Genomic DNA, 18,334 nt, shown 5'->3' with positions numbered 1-18,334 from the left:
GGAGGCCGGGTCAGCCGGTGAAGGCGCCGAGCTCCGCCAGCCGCGACGGCGTCACGGTCTTCAGCCGGGCGACGGCCTGCTTCAGCGGCACCAGCTCGATCTCCGTGCCGCGCAGCGCGACCATCTGGCCGACCTGCCCCTCGTGCGCGGCGATCGTGGCGTGCAGCCCGAAGCGGGTGGCCAGCACCCGGTCGAAGGAGGTCGGCGTGCCGCCGCGCTGCACGTGGCCGAGGACGGTCGCGCGCACCTCCTTGCCGGTGCGCCGCTCCAGCTCCTCGCCCAGCTGCTGGGCGACGCCGGTGAACCGGCGGTGGCCGAACTCGTCGATGCCGCCCTCGCGGAACGACATCTGCCCCGGCAGGGGCTGCGCACCCTCGGCGACCACGCCGATGACGTGCGAGTCGCCGCGGGCGAACCGCTCGCAGACCAGCCGGACGACCTCGTCGACGTCGAACGGCTCCTCGGGCACCAGGGTGAGGTGGGCGCCGGCGGCCAGCCCCGCGTGCAGCGCGATCCAGCCGGCGTGCCGGCCCATCACCTCGACCAGCAGCACCCGCTGGTGCGACTCGGCCGTGGTGTGCAGCCGGTCGATCAGCTCGGTCGCGATGCTGACGGCGGTGTCGAAGCCGAAGGTCAGGTCGGTGCCGTCGATGTCGTTGTCGATGGTCTTGGGGATGCCGACCACCGGCACGCCGGCCTCCGACAGCAGGTGCGCCGCGGTCAGCGTGCCCTCACCGCCGATCGGGATGAGGACGTCGATCCCGTGGGTGGCCAGCACCCCCTTCATGTCGTCCAGCCCCGCCTCGAGCCGGGCCGGGGCCACGCGGGCCGAGCCCAGCGTCGTCCCGCCGCGGGTCAGCAGGCCGTCGACCGCCGCGATGTCCAGCGGGGTGGAGCGGTCCTCCAGCAGCCCGCGCCAGCCGTCGCGGAAACCGACCACCTCGCTGCCGTAGTGGTTGGTGGCCGTGCGGACCACCGAGCGGATGACCGCGTTGAGGCCGGGGCAGTCGCCGCCGCCGGTCAGGATGCCGATGCGCACCGGGAGACTCCTCGCGTCGTGGGCCGGGCGTCGTCGACGATACGTCATGACGTCTTGACGACATGTCGACGCGGATCGCCCCTGGTCAGACGGCGCGTCCCCGCATCCGCCGGTACAGCTCGACGAGGGCGGTGGTGGAGCCGTCCTGGTCCAGCTCGCCGGGCTCCTCGGAGGTCAGCGCGGGGGCGAGCTGGCGGGCCATCACCTTGCCGAGCTCCACGCCCCACTGGTCGAAGGAGTCGATCTGCCAGACCACGCCCTGCACGAACACGGTGTGCTCGTAGAGCGCGACCAGCTGGCCGAGCGTCGACGGGGTCAGCTGCGGCGCGAGGATCACCGAGCTCGGCCGGTTGCCGGGCATCACCTTGTGCGGGACGACGTCGGCCGGCGTCCCGTCGGCGGCGACCTCCTCGGCGGTCCGGCCGAAGGCGAGCACCGCGCTCTGCGCGAACAGGTTGGCCATCAGCAGGTCGTGCATCTCGCCGATGTCGTGGTTCGGCCGGCCGAAGCCGATGAAGTCGGCCGGCACCAGCGTCGTCCCCTGGTGCAGCAGCTGGTGGAAGGCGTGCTGGCCGTTGGTGCCCGGCTCGCCCCAGTAGACCTCGCCGGTGGCGACGGTCACCGGCTGCCCGTCCCAGCGCACCGACTTGCCGTTGCTCTCCATCGTGAGCTGCTGCAGATAGGCCGGCAGCCGGGACAGGTACTGGCTGTAGGGCAGCACGGCGTGGGTCTGGGCGCCGAAGAAGTCGGTGTACCAGACGTTCAGCAGCCCCTGGAGCACCGGCAGGTTGGCCTCGAACGGCGCGGTGCGGAAGTGCTCGTCGACCGCGGCGAACCCGGCGAGCATCTCCCGGTAGGCCTCCGGGCCGATGGCGACCATCAGGGACAGGCCGATGGCCGAGGTGAACGAGTAGCGGCCGCCCACCCAGTCCCAGAACCCGAACATGTTGTCGGGGTCGATGCCGAACTCGCGGACGGCGTCGGTGTTGGTCGACACCGCGACGAAGTGCCGGGCGACGGCGGACTCGTCGCCGCCGAGGCCCTCGACCAGCCAGCTGCGGGCGACCGAGGCGTTGGTCAGCGTCTCCAGCGTGGTGAACGTCTTGGAGCTGACCACGAACAGCGTCTCGGCCGGGTCCAGGTCGCGGGTGGCCTCGGCGAAGTCGGTCGGGTCGATGTTGGAGACGAAGCGGAAGGCGATGCCGCGGTCGGAGAAGGCGCGCAGCGCGGTGTAGGCCATGGCGGGGCCGAGGTCGGAGCCGCCGATGCCGATGTTGACCACCGCGCGGATCGGCCGGCCGGTCGCCCCCCGCCACTCCCCCGAGCGGACGCGCTCGGCGAAGCCGGCCATGCGCTCCAGCACCTCCTGGACGTCGGCGGTGACGTCCTGGCCGTCGACCACGCGCTCGGTCGAGGCGGGGGCGCGCAGGGCGACGTGCAGGACGGCGCGGTCCTCGGTGACGTTGATGTGCTCGCCGGCGAACATCGCGTCGATGCGCCCGCGCAGCCCGGCCCGCTCGGCGAGCGCGACCAGCAGCCGCAGCGTCTCGTCGGTGACCCGGTGCTTGGAGTAGTCCAGGTGCAGGTCGGCGGCCTGGGCGGTGAGCCGGCGGCCGCGGTCGGGATCGGCGGCGAAGAGCTCGCGCAGCGTCGTGCCCTCGACCTTCCGGTGGTGCCGGGCGAGTGCCTCCCACTCCGGCGTCGTGGAGATGTCGGTCGCGGCGGTGTCCATGCTGTCCCCTCCTGCCGTCCGCGCCGCTGCCCGGCGCGGGTCGCTGCCGCCGTCCACCCTGCCCGACGCGCCCCCCGCCGAACCACCGGCTCACCTGCGGGGCGGCAGCGGAACGGTCTGCAGGTCGGCGGCGACGACCAGATCCCCGTCGAAGACCGCGGCGGCCTCGTCGGCGAACCGCCGGGGATCGGGATAGCGCTGGGAGAAGTGGGTGAGCACCAGCCGCCGGACGCCGGCCTCCGCGGCGACGGTCGCGGCCTGGCGGGCGGTCAGGTGGCCGTAGGCGGTGGCCAGCTCGGCGTCCTCGTGCAGGAACGTCGCCTCGATGACCAGCAGGTCGGCGCCGTCGGCCAGCGCCGGGACGGCGTCGCACAGCCGGGTGTCCATGACGAAGGCGAACCGCTGGCCGGGCCGGGGCGCACTCACCTCGTCGAGCCCCACGGTGCCGCCGGCGGTGACCAGCCGGCCCTCGCGCTGCAGCCGCCCGACGTCGGGCCCGGCGATGCCGCGGGCGGCCAGCGCGTCGGGGAGCATGCGCCGGCCGTCGGGCTCGACCAGCCGGTAGCCGACGCAGTCGATGCGGTGGTCCAGCCGGCGGGTTCCCAGCGTCGCCGTCCCGACCCGCCCGAGCGGGCCCTCGGCCGCCACCGGCTCGGGGCGCAGGTCGGTGACGTCGGTGAAGACCGACGCGGCGCGCAGCCGGTCGAAGAAGACCTGCCCCGACGCCGGATAGTGCGCCACGACCGGGTGGGCGACGCGATCCAGCGACATCCGCTGCACCACGCCGGGCAGGCCCAGGCAGTGGTCGCCGTGAAAGTGGGTGAGGCAGATGCGCGTGATCGCGCTGCTCGGCACGCCGGCGAGCAGGAGCTGCCGCTGGGTGCCCTCGCCGGGGTCGAACAGCAGGCCCTCGCCGTCCCAGCGCAGCAGATAGCCGTTGTGGTTGCGCGTGCGCGTCGGCGCCTGGCTCGCCGTGCCGAGCACCACCAGCTCGCGGGCCGCCACGGCGGCGAGGCTAGCCGGGCGAGGGCTCGGTCACCTCCCGGTTCCCCGCCGGGAGGCCGGGGTACCGGGCGGCCTCGCGGTCGAGGGAGGGAGGCGGATGTCGAGGGACCCGGTCACGCTCGTGCCCCGGCACCGGCTGCTGCCCCCGGGGCCGCGCCGCGCCTGGCTGTACCGGCGGGCGCACGGCGCCTGGCCACGGCTGCGCGGGCACGCCTCGTTCACCGAGAAGCTCCAGTGGCGGATCGCGCACGACCGGCGGGACCTGCTGGCGCACACCTGCGACAAGCTCGCGATGAAGGAGCACGCCCGGGCGCGGGCCGGCGACCTGGTGCGGATCCCGCGGACGCTGTGGTCGGGCACCGACGTCACGGCGCTGGCCGGCGTCGACCTGCGCGGACCGTGGGTGCTCAAGCCCAACCACAGCTGCATGCGGGTGCTGATCGGCGAGGGCCCGGCCGACGTCGCGGACCTCGCCGCCCGCACCGCGGGCTGGACGGCCGAGCGGTACTGGCGCAAGAGCGAGGAGTGGGCCTACCGGCGGGCGCGCGCGGGGCTGCTGGTCGAGGAGTTCGTCGGCGAGCCGGGCACGGTGCCCGCCGACGTCAAGGTGGTCGTCACCGACGGCGTCCCGCGGGTCATCGGGGTGCACACCGGCCGGACCGACGGTCACCGGGCCCGCCTGTACACCCCGGACTGGGCGCCCCTGCCGTGGACGTGGGGCTATCCCGCCGGCGACGACGTGCCGCCGCCGGAGCGGCTGGACGACCTCCTGCGCGCGGTGACGCGGATCGCCGCGGGATACGACATGCTGCGCGTCGACCTCTACCTGCACCGGGGCGAGATCTGGTTCGGCGAGCTCACCCCCTATCCGGGCGCGGGCCTCTCCCGGCTGGAGCCGGGCCTGGACGCCCACCTCGGCGCGCGCTGGACGCTGCCGGTCGGCGGCCCGCGGCGGCTGCTGCGCCTGCGCGGCGCCGGCGGCTCAGTCGCGCCGGCGGACCCGGTCGAGGACGGCGTAGGTGCGCGCGGCCATGAGGTCCGCGTCGAGGGCGCGTTCGGCGCGGCGGCGGGCCCGCCGGCCGAGCTCGACCCGGCGGCCGGGCTCGGCGAGCAGGTCGCGTAGCGCCGCGGCGAGCGCGGCCGGGTCCTCCGGCGGGACGACGACGGCGTCGTCCCCCACCGCCACCGCGACGTCGCCCACGTCGGTGGCCACGCACGGCAGCCCCGCCGCCATGGCCTCCAGCAGCGCCAGCGGCAGGGCCTCGTGCCGGGAGGGCAGGCAGAAGACGTCCAGCCCGGCCAGGAAGCCCGGGACGTCGGTCACGAACCCGGCGAAGGCCACCGGCAGCCCGACCGCCGCCGCCCGGAGCGGCTGCTCGTCGCGGCCCGCGCCGCCGACGACCACCTCGAGCGCGACCCCGTCGCCGGCCAGCCTCCGCACCACCTCGAGGAGGACGTCGAAGCCCTTCTGCGCGGTCAGCCGGCCCAGCGCGCCGATCCGCGGCACCGCGTGGCCCGCCGGGCCGGACGCGGCCGGCGGGACGTCGACGCCGTTGGGGACGACGGTCACCCGCTCCGCCGGCACCCCGAGGTCGGCGACGAGCTGGTCCCGCGCGCCGGCCGCGGGCGTGAGGACGGCGGCCATCCGCGCGTAGACGCCGGCCAGCCGCTGCCGCGCGACCCCGGTGCCCGCGTCGCCGGGCAGGTGCAGCACGCCCACCGCGGGGGCCACCTGCTGGGCGGCGGTCGCGGCGGCGGCGTTGGAGCCGGGGTCGACCAGGTTGACGACCACGACGTCCGGCCCGGTCGCGGCGAGGGCGCGGCGCACCGCCGGCGCCTGGGCCGCGTGGCGGGCCGGCGGGACGACCGCCAGCCGCTCCGGAGGCACCACCGGGCGGAACCGCTCGGCGACCGGCTCGGCCACCACCAGCGAGGCCGTCCAGCCGAGCCCCTCGGCGCGCCGCAGCAGGTGGGTGAGGTAGACCTCGGCGCCGCCCCAGGCGTCGGAGTCGCAGACGAACGCGACCCGCGGCCGCCGACCGCTCACCGGGCGGCCGCCGCGAGGTCCCGCGCGGCGGCCACGACGTCGGGCACCCGGACGGAGTCGGCGCAGCGGAAGTCGATCGGGCACACCAGGTGGGGGCACGGCGCGCAGGGCACGTCGGCCACCAGCGCCCGCGCCCGGGGCCCGCGGTGCGCCCAGCGGACCGGGTCGCCGGGCAGGAACACGGTCACGCCGCGGCCGCCGACGGCGGCGGCCAGGTGTGCCGAGCCGGTGTCGTTGCCGACCAGCACCGCGGCGTCGCGCAGCAGCGCGGCCAGCCCGCCCAGGCTCGTCGCGCCGGTGAGGTCGACGGCCGGGGCGCGCATGGCCGCGACCACCGCCGCGCTGATCGCCCGCTCGCCCGGCACGCCGGTGACGACGACGGCCAGTCCGTCGGCGGCCAGGGCGTCGCCGACCGCGGCGTAGCGGGCGGCCGGCCAGCGGCGGGTCGGCGAGGAGGCGCCGGGGTGCAGGACCGCGTAGCCGCCGGGCACCAGGCCGGCTGCCCGCAGCGTGGCCGCGTGCTCGGCCTCGTCGGCGGCGGTGACGGGGAACGTCATCTCGGGCGGACCGCCGGCCGGCAGCCCCAGGTGCTCGAGCAGCCGGACGTGCCGCTCGGCCTCGTGCAGGTGCACCGGATAGCGCAGGTGCAGCGCCTCCGTGCCCGGCGGCGGGTTCCAGCCGGTGGGCGCGAAACCGCCGGTCAGCCGGGCACCGAGGGCGGCGGTGACCGCGTTGGCCGCCGGCCGGTCCCCGTAGGCCTGCACGGCCAGGTCGAACCGCCGCTCGGCCGCCGCGGCCAGGAACGGCGCCCGGCCGGCCTCGTCGACCGGCCCGTCGGGGATCCCCGCCGCGCCGGGGAAGGGCAGCAGCTCGTCGACGGCGTCGCCCATGCGCTCGACCACCGGCGCCATCCGCTCCCAGGTGACCAGGGTGACCGTCAGGTCCGGCCGCGCCGCGCGCAGCCGGCGCAGCGCCGGCAGCGAGCACAGCAGGTCGCCGAGGCCCACGCGCAGCCGCACGATCGCCAGCCGGCGCACCGCGGGATCGGCCAGCGGAGCGGTCACGCCGGGCCTCCTGCCCAGCGGCGCAGGCCGGTAACCCGTGCTCTACTGCGGGTCCCCGGCCCAGCCGTGGCCACATCCGACGAGGAGGACGGCCGGTGCACGTGCTGCGGCTGTGCAGCGTCTTCGAGCCCGCGCCGCGGACCGGGACGGCGGCGACCCCGGGCGCGCTCCCCGGGGAGCTCACCTCCCGGGCCGCCCGCTTCGACCCGATCGGCGGCATGCAGAACCACACCGCCACGCTCACCCGCTGCCTCGACGCCCAGGGCCACCGCCAGACGGTGGTGACCTCCCGGCTGGCCGCCCGGGCGGGCACCGCGCGACTGGGCCACGCGGCCATGGTGCACCGCACCGGCCTGCCCCTCCCCCGGCTGCGGCAGCTGTGGGCGCTGGCCGCCCTGCCGGCGGTGCTGCGCCGGCCGGCGTCCCCGGTCGACGTCGTCCACGCCCACCAGGGCGAGGACCTCGCCACCCTCCCCCTCGGCCGGCTGGCCGCCCGGCGGCACGGCTGCCCGCTGGTGGTCACGCTGCACTGCAGCGTCGGCCACACGCTGACCGGCCGCTCGGTGCGCACGCGGCTGCTGCGGGCGCTGGGCGGCTGGATCGAGCGGTCGGCCGTGCGGCGCGCCGACGCCGTCGTCGTCCTCACCGACCGGGCGGCGGCCGCCGTGCGCGCCGACGGCGTCCCGGCCGGGCGCGTGACCACGATCCCGTCCGGGTTCGACCCGGCGCTGTTCGCCCCCGGCGGTGCCGACCTGTTCCCCGGCCTGGGCCGTCCCCGCATCGGCTACGTGGGCCGGCTCGCCCCGCAGAAGCGGGCCGACCTGCTCGTCGAGGCGTTCGGCCGGATGCGGGAGGAGGCGCAGCTCGTGGTCGTCGGCGACGGGCCCGACCGGGCGCTGGTCGGGCAGCGGATCGCCGAGAGCCCCGCGCGGGAGCGGATCACCGCCACCGGGTTCGTGGAGCACTCCGCCGTCCCGGCGGTGCTCGGCTCCCTCGACGTGCTCGTGCTGCCGTCGGCCTACGAGGAGATGGGCTCGGTGCTGACCGAGGCGATGGCCGCCGGCCTGCCCGCCGTCGCCAGCGCGGTCGGGGGCATCCCGGAGGTGGTGGCCGACGGCGGCACCGGGCTGCTCGTGCCGCCGGGGGACGTCGGCGCGCTGGCCGCCGCGCTGGACCGGCTGGTCGCCGACCCCGCGCTGCGCGAGCGGCTGGCGCGCGGCGCCCGGGAGCGGGCCCGCGGATACGCCTGGCCGCACCTGGCCGCCCGCGTGGCCGACGTCTACGCGCGGGCGCTCGGCCGGACGCCGGCCGCGGTCGGGTGACCGCCGCGGCGGTCGCCGTCCTCGTCCCCGTCCACGACCAGGCCGCCTTCCTCCCCCGCGCGCTCGACGGCCTGCTCGCCCAGGACCGGCCGGACTGGGAGGCCGTCGTCGTCGACGACGGGTCCCCCGATCCGGAGGCGGTGGCCGCGGTGGTGTCCGCGCTGGCCGATCCGCGGATCCGGCTGCTGCGGTCCGCCGCGAACCGCGGGCTCGGTGCGGCGCTCAACACCGCCCTCGACGCGACCACCGCCCCGGTCGTGGCCTACCTGCCGGCCGACGACGTCTGGTACGGCGACCACCTGTCCGCGCTGCTCGGAGGCCTGGCCGAGGACGGCGTCGTCCTGGTCCGGAGCGGGCTGGCCGAACCGGCGGGCACCCCCTACGACCAGCTCGTGCAGGTGGCCCACCGGCGCACCGCGGACCGGTGGACCGAGCGCGCCGAGCTGGAGAGCGACGACCTCGGGCGGCTGATGTGGTCCCGGGTCGCCGCGCACGGGCGCACCGCGGACACCGGCCGGGTCACCTGCGCCTGGACCCGCCACCCCGGCCAGCGCTCGCGGGCGATCCGGGAGGCCTTCGACGGCGGCCTCAACGTCTTCCGCACCCGCTACCGGGTGGCCGCCCCGCTGCGCTTCGCCTCGACCGACGGCGGCGCCGTCGACGAGGTGGCCCGCTACGCGCGGTACCGGTCACGGCGGTACGTCCCGGACCCCGGCGGGCTGTCGGTGCTCGTCGTCGGCGAGCTGGCGTTCAACCCGGAGCGGGTGCTGACCCTGCTGGAGCGCGGCCACCGGCTGACCGGGCTGTGGACCGCCGACGGGCTGGGCGACGCCACCGTCGGCCCGCTGCCGTTCGGGCACGTCCCCGATCTGGACCGGGACCGCTGGCGGGAGGAGGTCGCCGCCCTCGCGCCGGACGTCGTGTGGGCCCAGCTGAACTGGCGGGCGGTGCCGTTCGCGCACGCCGTCCGGACCGCATTCCCCGACCTGCCGTTCGTCTGGCACTTCAAGGAGGCCCCGCAGCGCAGCATCGTGCGCGGCGAGTGGCCGCTGCTGGCCGACCTGGTCACCGGCGCCGACGCCTGCCTGTTCGCCACCGACGAGGAGCGCGACTGGTTCGCCCTGGCGCTGCGCGGCCGGGTGGACCCGGCGCGGCTGGGCGTCCTGGACGGCGACCTGCCGGTGGGCGACCGGCTGGCCGGGGCGCTGTCGGGCAAGCTCTCCGCCGCCGACGGGCAGCCGCACACCGCCGTGGTCGGCCGGCCCTCGGGGCTGGACCTCGCCTGGGTGCTGGACCTGGCCGCCCGCGGGGTGCACACCCATCTGCACGGGCAGGTCCGCGCGCCCGGCCCGAAGGGGTCCTGGACCGGCTGGCTGGACGAGGCGCTGGCCCGCGCGCCGGAATTCGTGCACGTGCACCCGGCGGTGGGCCCGGAGGACTGGGTGGCCGAGCTGTCCCGGTACGACGCCGGCTGGCTGCACCGCTACCCCAGCGACAACGGGGGCGACCTGCGGCGGGCGACCTGGGACGACCTGAACTCCCCCGCCCGGCTGCCGGTCTGCCTGGCCGCCGGGCTGCCGCTACTGCAGCCGGCCCACCCGGGCTCGCTGGTGTCGGTCGAGCGGGTGCTGCGCGCCGAGGGGACCGGGCTGTTCTACCGGTCGGCCGACGACGTCGCCGAGGCGCTCGGCGGGGAGCTGCGCGACCGCCAGGGCGCGGCGGCGGCCCTCGCCGCCCGGGAGCGGCACACCTTCGACGCGCACGCCGACCGGCTGGTCGCGCTGTTCCGGTCGGTCGCCCGCTGACGCCGCGGGAACCCGCCGATCAGGGCGCGTCGAAGCGCAGCACCGCCTGCAGCGGCGGGGAGGGACGGCGCCGGCCGGCCAGCTCGGCCAGCAGTGCCGGCCCCTCCTCGAACGGCACGACGTCGGTGACCAGGTGCCGGCGGACGTCGTCGCCGTGCGCGCGCAGCAGGTCGAGGGTCACCGCGGCCAGCGCGGTCCGCGGCCAGGCCTCGGCCATCCCCCGCGGCACCCGGCCGATCTGCGCGCAGACGACCGCCAGTCCGTTGTGGTGGAACTCCTCGCCGAGCCGCACGGCCGGGGCGCCGCCCTGGTAGAAGGCCAGGTCGATGACGGCGCCCTGCGGGCGCAGCGCCCGCAGGGCCGTGGCCAGCGCGACGTCGTGCCCGCGGCACTGGAGGACGACGTCGGCGCCGGCGTCGCCCTCCCCGTGCCGCCACCGCCGCTTGACCGGGGCCCAGGCGCCGCCGTCGGCGTCGTCGACGGTCGCCAGGCCCAGCGCCCCGGCCACCGCCCGCCGGGCGGGCGAGGGCTCGGCGACCACGACGTCGGCGGCGCCGTGCCGGCGGGCCAGCAGCGCCGACAGCAGGCCGATCACCCCGGCGCCCATGACGAGCACGTGCCGGTCGCGGACCCCGGCGTCCACCTCGGCGCCCGGGCCCTCGGCGAGCGCCGCGGCGTGCAGCAGGCCGTTGACGCAGATCGGCCCCATCTGCGCGAGGTAGACGCCGAGCAGCGGGTCGAGGTCGTCGGGCACCGGGATCACCGGCATGCCGACCGGGTCGGCGCAGCGGCCGGTGCGGTGGCCGTAGGCCATGGCGACCACCGATCCCTCGGCCAGCCCGGGCACGCGGCTCTCGGTGACCCGGCCCACCTCCATGTAGCCGAGGCTCGGGACCGGATAGCCGGCGGTGGGCCCCTCGGGGGCGAAGACCCGCAGGTCGCGGTCCCAGGACCGCTGGTGGTGGGGATCGGTGCCCCGCACCAGCGCGACCTCGGTGCCGGCGCTGACGCCGGACCACAGCGTCTGCACCCACGCCTGGCCGGGGCCGGGCTCGGGCTCCTCGAGCTCGAGGATGCCCGGCTCCCCCGGCGCGACCACCCCGATGCTGCGGATCCGCCGGCTCACGCGCCGCTCCCCAGCTGCACCGTGCCGCCGCCGGCCGCCGCCGCGGCGACCGCGGTGACCAGGCGGTGGGTGCGCAGGGCCTCGGCGTAGGACGCCCGCACGTCGTCCCCCTCGCCGCGCACGGCGGCGACGAAGGCGCGGTCCTCGGCCTCGATGGGGTCGTGCCCGCGCTCGACCACCCGCTCGCCGTCGGCGTCGGTGACCTCCAGCCGGTGCTCGGTCAGCCACAGCCGCAGCCCGGGGGCGACGAGCTCCAGGCCGATCCGGGCGCCGCGCGGGGCCAGGCAGCTGTTGGCGAACGAGCCGACCGCCCCGCCGGCGAAGCGCACGGCGGCGGTGCAGGCGTCCTGGATGTCGCCGGGACCGTCGGGTGAGCGGCTGCCGGTCGCCCAGCCCTCGACGACCTCCCCGACCAGCACCCGCGCGGTGTCGAACAGGTGCGTGGCCTGCTCGACCGTCTGCCCGCCCGAGCGGTCCCGCCGCGCCCACCACGGCACGTTCGGCGCCTTGTCGAGCCAGGCCCCGAGCACGAGCCGGGCGGGCCGGTCGGCCAGCAGCTCCCGCGCGCGGTCCACCGTGTCGAGGTGGCGCCAGTGGTAGCCGACCGCGGTCAGCAGCCCGGCCGCCTCGATCCGGGCGGCCAGCCGCTCGGCGGTGCCGAGGTCGGCGGCCAGCGGCTTCTCGACGAACAGCGGCAGCCCCAGGTCCAGCGCGGCGTCCTCCACGCCGCCGTGCGCGTCGGGCGGCACGCAGACGTACAGGGCGTCGAGCGGGCCGGCGCCGAGCAGCTGCTCCCAGCCGTCGTACGCGGTGGCTCCGGCCCGCCCGGCGAGGCGCTCGGCGCGCTCCCGCTGCGGATCGGCCACCCCGGTCACGGTCACCCCGTCGATGCCGCTCAGCGAGTCGACGTGCCGGCCGGCGATGAACCCGGCTCCCACCACTCCGATACGGGTCGTCACCCGGCCGCTCCTGCCCCGGGCGCGGCCGGGGCAACCGCGCCGGCCGGCCGCACGGGCCCGCCCTCCCGGGCCGACCGGTCGGCCGCCCAGGCCAGCGCGTGGCTGCGCAGCGCCTCGGCGTAGGGCACGGTGACGCGTTCGGCCCGGCCGAGGAGGACGTCGAGGAACTCGCGGTCCTCGACGGCGATCGGGTCCTGGCCGGAGTCGACGACCTCCTCCTCGCCGGCGGCGGTGGTGATCCGCAGCCGGTGGTCGGCGATCCCCCGCTCGGTGACCGCCACCGTGCAGCCGTCCGCGACCGCCTCCAGCCCCACCGCGTGCCGCCAGCCCAGCACCCGCGCCGAGGACAGGCTGCCCACGGCGCCGGAGGCGAAGGTCAGGACGGCGGCCGCGGCGGCCGGCACGTCGGCGCCGTCGCCGGCCGGCGCCTCGGCCGCGCAGACGGCGGTCACCTCCCCCGCGAGCAGCCGCGCCAGGTCGAACAGGTGGGTGGTCTGCTCCACCACCTGGCCGCCGGACTCGTCGCGGCGCGACCACCACGGCGCCCGCGGGGTGGCGTCCAGCCAGCCGCCGGTGAGCAGCCGCGGCGGCCGCTCGTGCAGCAGCGCGGTGGCCCGGCGGACGACGTCCAGGTGCCGCCAGTGGTAACCCACGGCGGTGGTCAGCCCGGCGGCGTCGACCCCGGCCGCGATCGACTCGGCGGTCGCCAGGTCGGCGGCCAGGGGCTTCTCGACGAAGAACGGCAGGCCGCGGTCGAGGGCGGCGGCCTCCAGGGGGCCGTGCGCGCCGGGCGGCACGCACAGCCAGACGGCGTCCAGGTCCTCGGTGGCCAGCAGCCGTGCCGGGTCGCGGTAGGCCCGCGCGCCCACCCGCGCGGCGGCGACCTCGGCGCGCTCGCCGTCCACGTCGGCCACCGCCACCACGTCGACCTCGGGGAAGGAGCCGAGCGCAGCCAGGTGCCGGCCGGCGATGAACCCCGTGCCCACGCAGCCGATCCGCAGCCGGCTCACCGCGGCACCCCGGCCGCCGAGGTCAGCGTCCGCTCGTAGACGGCCGCCGTCCGCGCGGCCATCAGCCCGAGCCGGTGGTGGTCCCGCCAGGCCCGGTGCCCGGCCGCCCCCTGCCGGCGGCGCAGCACCGGGTCGTCGAGCAGCGCGGACAGGGCCGCCGCCAGCGCGCGCGGATCGCCCGGCGGCACCAGCGCTCCGGTGACGCCGTCCCGGACGACCTCCTCGGTGCCGGTCACCCGCGTGCCGACGACCGGCAGCCCCGCCTCCATGGCCTCGAGCGCGGCCAGCGGCATCCCCTCGCACCGCGACGGGAGCACGAAGACGTCGGCCGCGGTCAGCAGCGCCCGCGCGCCGGGGCGGCAGCCCGGGAGGCGGACGACGCCGGCGAGGCCCAGGCCGGCGGCCTGGCGGGTCAGCCGCTCGCGCAGCGGCCCGTCGCCGAGCAGCACGATCTGCACGCCGGGGTGGCGCTCGCGCAGCAGCGGCGCGGCCTCGATCAGGGTCTGCTGGCCCTTCATGTGGGTGAGCCGCCCGACCGTGAGCACGACCGGCACGTCCGGCGGCAGGCCCAGCGCGCGGCGGGCCGCCGGCCGGTCCGGGCGGTCGGGCAGCGCCGCCACCCCGTTGGGGACGACGGTCATCCGGCCGGGCGGCACCCCGATCCGCTCGTACGTGCGCCGCACTCCCTCCGACACGGCGATCAGCCGGTCGACGGTCTCGATGCCGTGGAACAGCCCGGCGCGGCGGCGGGGCGAGGAGAGCAGGTAGGGCAGGTGCTGGGTCTGCACGACGGCGGGGCAGCCGGCCGCGCGGGCCAGGCGGGCGCCGTCCCAGTCCTCGGAGCCGGTGCCGACGTGCACGTGGAAGACGTCGGGCCGGGTCTCGCCGAGCACCCCGGTCACGACCCGGGCGAAGGCCGGATCGCGCGGGCCGGGCAGCGGCACCGGGCGGGCGCCCAGCGCGGCGGCCCGGTCGAGCATCCGCCGGCCACCGGGGGTGGGCCGCACCATGAGCGACACCTCGGCGCTGCCGGTGTACTCGGCCAGCAGGTCCAGCATGTGCTGGCCCATGCCGGAGGGATCGGTGGACGGGGTGTACAGGCAGATCGAGCGCGCTGCCGGCATCGAGGCTCCCTTCGTCGGGACCCCCGGTGGCCGGGATCGGCGACGCTAGCGCCGAGGGGCAGCTCAGGAGGCCGCGAGCGGTACCGCCAGAGTCGAAGGTCCCGCCGGTCGAGCGCCGGCCGAGGTGGCCCGGCAGCACGTCGCGCGCACCGACCACTAGAACGATTCTCTAGAACCGCGCTACGTTCCGTGCCATGCCGCCGACACCCGAGCCCCCGACCGTCGTCGTCACCGGAGGAGCCTCGGGGCTCGGGCTGGCGACCGCGTCCGCACTCGCGGCCGGCGGCTGCTCCGTCGTCCTCCTGGCCCGCGACCCCGGCCGGGGGACGGCGGCGCGCGAGCGGCTGCGGGCCGAGACCGGCGCCGACGTCGGCCTGGTGACCGGCGACCTGACGGAGACCGCCGGCATGCGGTCGGCGGCCGGCGCGCTGCTGGCCGCCTGCCCGCGGATCGACGTCCTGGTGCACAACGCCGGCGTCTGGCCCAGCCGCCGGGAGCTCACCGCGGACGGCGTGGAGCGCGCGTTCGCGGTCAACCACCTGGCCCCGTTCCTGCTGAACGGGCTGCTCGAGGAGCGGCTGGCGGAGTCCGGCGCCCGGGTGGTGCAGGTGACCGCCGGGCTGTACGCCACCGGCCGCGCCGAGCCGGGGGTCACCTGCGCCGGCGCGCGGTTCTCGGCCCTGCGCACCTATGCCGACACCAAGCTGTGCAACCTGGCCCTGCTGCCGCGGTGGGCGGCCCGCTGGGAGCCGCGGGGCGTGACCGTCAACGCCGTCCACCCGGGGGTGCTGCGCACCGCGCTCGGCGACCGCGGCGGCCCGGTCGGCCTGCTGCTCCGGCTGGCCAAGCGGCGCTGGGACGACCCCGCCGTCGGCGCCCGCCGGGTGGCCCGGCTGGCGACCGCCCCGGAGTGGGCCGGGCGCACCGGCCGCTACGTCGAGGAGGACGCCGAGGTGCCGCTGCGCGCACCGGCGGACGACCCCGGCCTGGCCGACGCCCTCTGGGCCGAGGCCGCCCGGCTCACCGGGGTGGCCGCGTGAGGACGACGACCCGCGGGCAGGCCACCAGCGCCCGGCTGCTCGACGCCGCGCTCGCCGTGCACGCCGAGGACGGCACCGACGGGATCACCGTGCAGGCGGTGCTCGACCGCAGCGGGGTGAGCCTGGGCAGCCTCTACCACCACTTCGGCAGCCTGGGCGGGCTGGCCGCCGCGCTCTACGCCCGCTGCCTCGGGGAGCTGCTGGACGCCGTCCTGGCCGACCTGCGGCGCTCGCGCACGGCGGCGACCGGCGTCCGGGCGGTCGTGGCCGCCTACCTGCGGCACACCCGCGAGCACCCCGACGCGGCCCGCTTCGTGCACGCCTCGTCCTACGCGGCCTTCCTGCCGGCCCACGCCCCGCGGATCGCCGCCGAGGTGGCGCCGCGCACCGGCGAGCTGCACGCCTGGTTCGCCGCCCAGGTGGCCGCCGGGCGGGTGGTGGACGCCCCGGCGGACGTCCTCGAGGTGCTGGTCGTCGGGCCGCCCGCGGAGCTGGCCCGCCGCTGGCTGGCCGGCGGCCCCGGCATCGACCTCGCGGGCGCGCAGCGGACGCTGCCGGAGCTGGTCTGGCGGTCGGTGCGCGCCGGCTGAGGGTGCGGAGCGTCACCCCCCGCAGTCGTGCACGTCGTGCAAAGATGCACGACGTGCAAACCGATGCTCCCGGCGGCCTGCGGGAGGCCAAGAAGGCCGAGACCCGCCGCCGGCTGACCACCGCGGCCCGCGAGCTCGTCCTGGCCGCCGGCCTCGACGGCGTCACCGTCGAGCGGATCTGCACCGAGGCCGGCGTCTCGCTGCGGACCTTCTTCAACTACTTCGAGTCCAAGGAGAGCGCCGTCCTCGGCGAGGAACCGCCGATGGGCACGCCGGAGAGCCGGGCGGCGTTCGTCGCCGGCGGGCCCTCCGGCGACCTGCTGGCCGACCTGCTGGACCTGCTCGACCCGTCGGTGCAGCTGGCCGCCGAGGGCCGCGAGGGCCTGCGCACCGTCATGGCCCTCGCCGAGCGCGAGCCCCGGCTGCTGGCCCGGCACCTCGCCCGCGTCGTCGCCCACGAGCGCGAGCTCGCCGACCTCATCGCGGCCCGCCGCGGGCTGCCCGGAGCCGACGACGGTGCCCGCGCGGTCGCCGCCACCGCGCTGGCCCTCGCCCGCACCGCCGGCGGCATCTGGTTCGAGGCCGGCGACGACACCCCGTTCGCCGTGCACCTGCACCGGCTGCGCGACGCCGCCGTCGCGCTCCTCGCTCCCCCGCCGCCCAGCGCCTCCGACGCCCCGGCGTCCCGACCTCCGACAGGAGCAGCGTGACCACGCAGACCGTGCCCTCGAGGGGCACCTCCGCCGAGGGCCCCATCGTCCTCACCCGCCGGCGGATCAACCTCATCTTCTCGGCGCTGATCGCCGGGATGCTGGTCGCCAGCCTCGACCAGACGATCATCTCCACGGCGATGCCGACGATCGTGGGCGACCTCGGCGGCGTCTCGCACATGGCCTGGGTGACCACGGCCTACCTGCTGGCCAGCACCCTGGTCATGCCGATCTACGGCAAGTTCGGCGACCTGTGGGGCCGCCGCACGCTGTTCCTGGTGGCCATCGCGCTGTTCACCGCGGCCAGCGTCGGCGCGGCGCTGTCACCGGACTTCACCTGGTTCGTGATCTGGCGCGGCGTCCAGGGCCTCGGCGGTGGCGGGATGATGATCCTGTCGCAGGCGATCATCGCCGACGTCGTCCCCGCCCGGGAGCGCGGCAAGTACATGGGCCCGCTGGGCGCGGTCTTCGGCCTGTCGGCCGTCGCCGGCCCGCTGGTCGGCGGCTTCTTCACCGACCACGCGAGCCTGGGCTGGCAGTGGTGCTTCTGGATCAACGTGCCGGTCGGCGTCGCCGCCCTGGTCATCGGCTGGTTCGCCCTCACCCTGCCGCGCAAGCGCAACACCGAGCCGGTCGACGTCGCCGGTGTCGTGCTGCTGTCGATCGCGACCGCCTCGCTGATCTTCTTCACCGACTTCGGCGGCGACGAGGGCTGGACGGCGGCCCCCACCCTGCTGCTGATGGCGCTGTTCGCCGTGTCGGCGGTGCTCTTCGTCCTCGTCGAGCGGCGCGCGGTGCAGCCGATCATCCCGATGAGCCTGTTCCGCAACCGCACGTTCGTGGTCACCACCGCGCTCGGTGCCGCGGTCGGCCTCGGCATGTTCTCGGCGATCGCCTTCATGCCGACGTTCCTGCAGATGGCCTCGGGCACCTCGGCGGCCAACTCCGGCCTGCTGATGCTGCCGATGATGGCCGGCCTGTTCATCACGGTCATCGGCTCGGGCATCGCGACCACGCGGACCGGCCGTTACAAGGCCTACCCGATCGCGGGTGTGCTGGTCATCGCCGCGGCGATGCTGTGGATGTCGACCCTGTCCGGGGAGACCTCGCTGGTCACCGTCGGGCTGATGCTGTTCTGCATGGGCCTCGGGCTCGGCCTGATCATGCAGATCGTGGTGCTGGTCGCCCAGAACGCCGTCTCGCCGAGCGACCTCGGGGCGGCCACCGCCACGAACAACTACTTCCGCGAGGTCGGCGCCACCCTGGGCGTCGCGGTGTTCGGCACGATCTTCACCAGCCGGCTGACCGAGAACCTCACCGGCGCGCTCACGGAGAACGCTCCCCAGGCGGTCTCGGCCGGGATCACCGGGCCCGACAGCCTGGTGCCGCAGGCCGTGCAGGCCGCCGGCGATCCGCTGAAGACGGCGATCGTCGACGCCTACGCCGACGCGCTCTCACCGGTGTTCCTCTACCTGCTGCCGGCCTTCGCCATCGCCCTGGTGCTGGCGCTCCTGCTCAAGGAGATCCCGCTGGCCGACGTCGCCGGGATGGTCGCCCGCGGGGAGGCGGTCACCGACGAGGCCGACCTGCCGGGGGCGGCGGCGCGCACCGACGCCGAGGAGGTCGCCGTCCTCCCGGAGCCGCGGGAGCGCGGTGACGCCCTCACCGGCGACGAGCGCACCGGCGACGACCGCGAGGCGCCACTTCCCCGCTGACCGGCCGCACCGCGCCTCGGGATGACCGTCCCGGGGGCGCGGTGCG

The 18,334-nt window shown here is 77.1% G+C and carries 15 protein-coding genes and 1 pseudogene; 7 read left to right on the top strand and 9 right to left on the bottom strand.

Going from position 1 to position 18,334, the window contains the following annotated elements; genetic code table 11:
* Positions 1-10: 10 nt before the first annotated feature.
* The 3 genes from ACI79R_RS07825 to ACI79R_RS07815 form a co-directional block, all read right to left on the bottom strand.
* Positions 11-1,039 carry an ATP-dependent 6-phosphofructokinase gene (locus ACI79R_RS07825; protein ID WP_456573032.1) on the bottom strand — a complete coding sequence of 343 codons (1,029 nt, stop codon included), beginning with the start codon at positions 1,037-1,039 and terminating at the stop codon, positions 11-13.
* Between the two features lie 85 nt (positions 1,040-1,124).
* Positions 1,125-2,771 (bottom strand): glucose-6-phosphate isomerase, encoded by a 1,647-nt coding sequence (pgi, locus tag ACI79R_RS07820; protein WP_456573031.1) that lies wholly within the window; start codon positions 2,769-2,771, stop codon positions 1,125-1,127.
* A gap of 90 nt (positions 2,772-2,861) precedes the next feature.
* The gene (locus ACI79R_RS07815; protein WP_456573030.1) at positions 2,862-3,776 is read right to left on the bottom strand and encodes a ribonuclease Z; all 915 of its coding nucleotides are present in this window, start codon (positions 3,774-3,776) and stop codon (positions 2,862-2,864) included.
* A gap of 97 nt (positions 3,777-3,873) precedes the next feature.
* Between ACI79R_RS07815 and ACI79R_RS07810 the strand changes: the two are divergent.
* A pseudogene (locus tag ACI79R_RS07810) lies at positions 3,874-4,686 on the top strand (ATP-grasp fold amidoligase family protein); the annotation flags it as partial.
* 72 nt (positions 4,687-4,758) lie between these two features.
* On the opposite strand, the gene ACI79R_RS07805 reads toward ACI79R_RS07810, so the two are convergent.
* A complete protein-coding gene (locus ACI79R_RS07805) occupies positions 4,759-5,823 on the bottom strand; it encodes a glycosyltransferase (RefSeq protein ID WP_456573029.1) in 1,065 nt (354 codons plus the stop codon).
* The gene (locus tag ACI79R_RS07800; protein WP_456573028.1) at positions 5,820-6,887 is read right to left on the bottom strand and encodes a glycosyltransferase family 9 protein; all 1,068 of its coding nucleotides are present in this window, start codon (positions 6,885-6,887) and stop codon (positions 5,820-5,822) included. Before ACI79R_RS07800 ends, ACI79R_RS07805 begins: the two co-directional genes overlap by 4 nt.
* A 95-nt stretch (positions 6,888-6,982) precedes the next feature.
* Here ACI79R_RS07800 and ACI79R_RS07795 point away from each other — a divergent pair, with 95 nt between their 5' ends.
* The gene (locus tag ACI79R_RS07795; protein ID WP_456573027.1) at positions 6,983-8,209 is read left to right on the top strand and encodes a glycosyltransferase family 4 protein; all 1,227 of its coding nucleotides are present in this window, start codon (positions 6,983-6,985) and stop codon (positions 8,207-8,209) included.
* Positions 8,206-10,014, top strand: a complete 1,809-nt coding sequence (locus ACI79R_RS07790) for a glycosyltransferase (RefSeq protein WP_456573026.1) — start codon at positions 8,206-8,208, stop codon at positions 10,012-10,014. Before ACI79R_RS07795 ends, ACI79R_RS07790 begins: the two co-directional genes overlap by 4 nt.
* Positions 10,015-10,033: 19 nt before the next feature.
* On the opposite strand, the gene ACI79R_RS07785 is transcribed toward ACI79R_RS07790, so the two are convergent.
* The 4 genes from ACI79R_RS07785 to ACI79R_RS07770 are packed head-to-tail and all read right to left on the bottom strand — an operon-like array spanning position 10,034 to position 14,233.
* On the bottom strand, positions 10,034-11,140 hold the full coding sequence (locus ACI79R_RS07785) for a zinc-binding dehydrogenase (protein ID WP_456573025.1): 1,107 nt from the start codon (positions 11,138-11,140) through the stop codon (positions 10,034-10,036).
* A complete protein-coding gene (locus ACI79R_RS07780) occupies positions 11,137-12,099 on the bottom strand; it encodes a Gfo/Idh/MocA family protein (protein WP_456573024.1) in 963 nt (320 codons plus the stop codon). Before ACI79R_RS07780 ends, ACI79R_RS07785 begins: the two co-directional genes overlap by 4 nt.
* Positions 12,096-13,109 (bottom strand): Gfo/Idh/MocA family protein, encoded by a 1,014-nt coding sequence (locus tag ACI79R_RS07775; RefSeq protein ID WP_456573023.1) that lies wholly within the window; start codon positions 13,107-13,109, stop codon positions 12,096-12,098. Before ACI79R_RS07775 ends, ACI79R_RS07780 begins: the two co-directional genes overlap by 4 nt.
* Positions 13,106-14,233, bottom strand: coding sequence for a glycosyltransferase family 4 protein (locus ACI79R_RS07770; RefSeq protein ID WP_456573022.1), 1,128 nt, complete (start codon positions 14,231-14,233; stop codon positions 13,106-13,108). The genes ACI79R_RS07775 and ACI79R_RS07770 overlap by 4 nt, the downstream gene beginning before the upstream one ends.
* A 194-nt stretch (positions 14,234-14,427) precedes the next feature.
* Here ACI79R_RS07770 and ACI79R_RS07765 point away from each other — a divergent pair, with 194 nt between their 5' ends.
* From ACI79R_RS07765 to ACI79R_RS07750, 4 genes are read left to right on the top strand one after another with little or no spacing between them, the layout of a single operon-like run.
* The gene (locus ACI79R_RS07765; RefSeq protein WP_456573021.1) at positions 14,428-15,273 is read left to right on the top strand and encodes an SDR family NAD(P)-dependent oxidoreductase; all 846 of its coding nucleotides are present in this window, start codon (positions 14,428-14,430) and stop codon (positions 15,271-15,273) included.
* Entirely contained in the window at positions 15,270-15,863 is a 594-nt protein-coding gene (locus tag ACI79R_RS07760; RefSeq protein WP_456573020.1) for a TetR/AcrR family transcriptional regulator, read from the top strand. The genes ACI79R_RS07765 and ACI79R_RS07760 overlap by 4 nt, the downstream gene beginning before the upstream one ends.
* Positions 15,864-15,907: 44 nt before the next feature.
* Complete coding sequence (locus tag ACI79R_RS07755; RefSeq protein ID WP_456573019.1) at positions 15,908-16,573, top strand: TetR/AcrR family transcriptional regulator; 666 nt, start codon at positions 15,908-15,910, stop codon at positions 16,571-16,573.
* On the top strand, positions 16,570-18,288 hold the full coding sequence (locus tag ACI79R_RS07750) for an MDR family MFS transporter (RefSeq protein ID WP_456573018.1): 1,719 nt from the start codon (positions 16,570-16,572) through the stop codon (positions 18,286-18,288). Before ACI79R_RS07755 ends, ACI79R_RS07750 begins: the two co-directional genes overlap by 4 nt.
* The last annotated feature ends 46 nt before the right edge of the window (positions 18,289-18,334 follow it).

The sequence above is a fragment of the Blastococcus sp. SYSU D00820 genome (genome assembly GCF_054050695.1).
This window is presented reverse-complemented; position numbering and strand designations above follow the sequence as displayed.

Bases quoted from the DNA above. Each gene is read 5' to 3' on its own strand.
- pgi (WP_456573031.1), bottom strand. From the start codon at position 2,771: ATGGACACCGCCGCGACCGACATCTCCACGACGCCGGAGTGGGAGGCA.
- ACI79R_RS07765 (WP_456573021.1), top strand. From the start codon at position 14,428: ATGCCGCCGACACCCGAGCCCCCGACCGTCGTCGTCACCGGAGGAGCC.
- ACI79R_RS07770 (WP_456573022.1), bottom strand. From the start codon at position 14,233: ATGCCGGCAGCGCGCTCGATCTGCCTGTACACCCCGTCCACCGATCCC.
- ACI79R_RS07755 (WP_456573019.1), top strand. From the start codon at position 15,908: ATGCACGACGTGCAAACCGATGCTCCCGGCGGCCTGCGGGAGGCCAAG.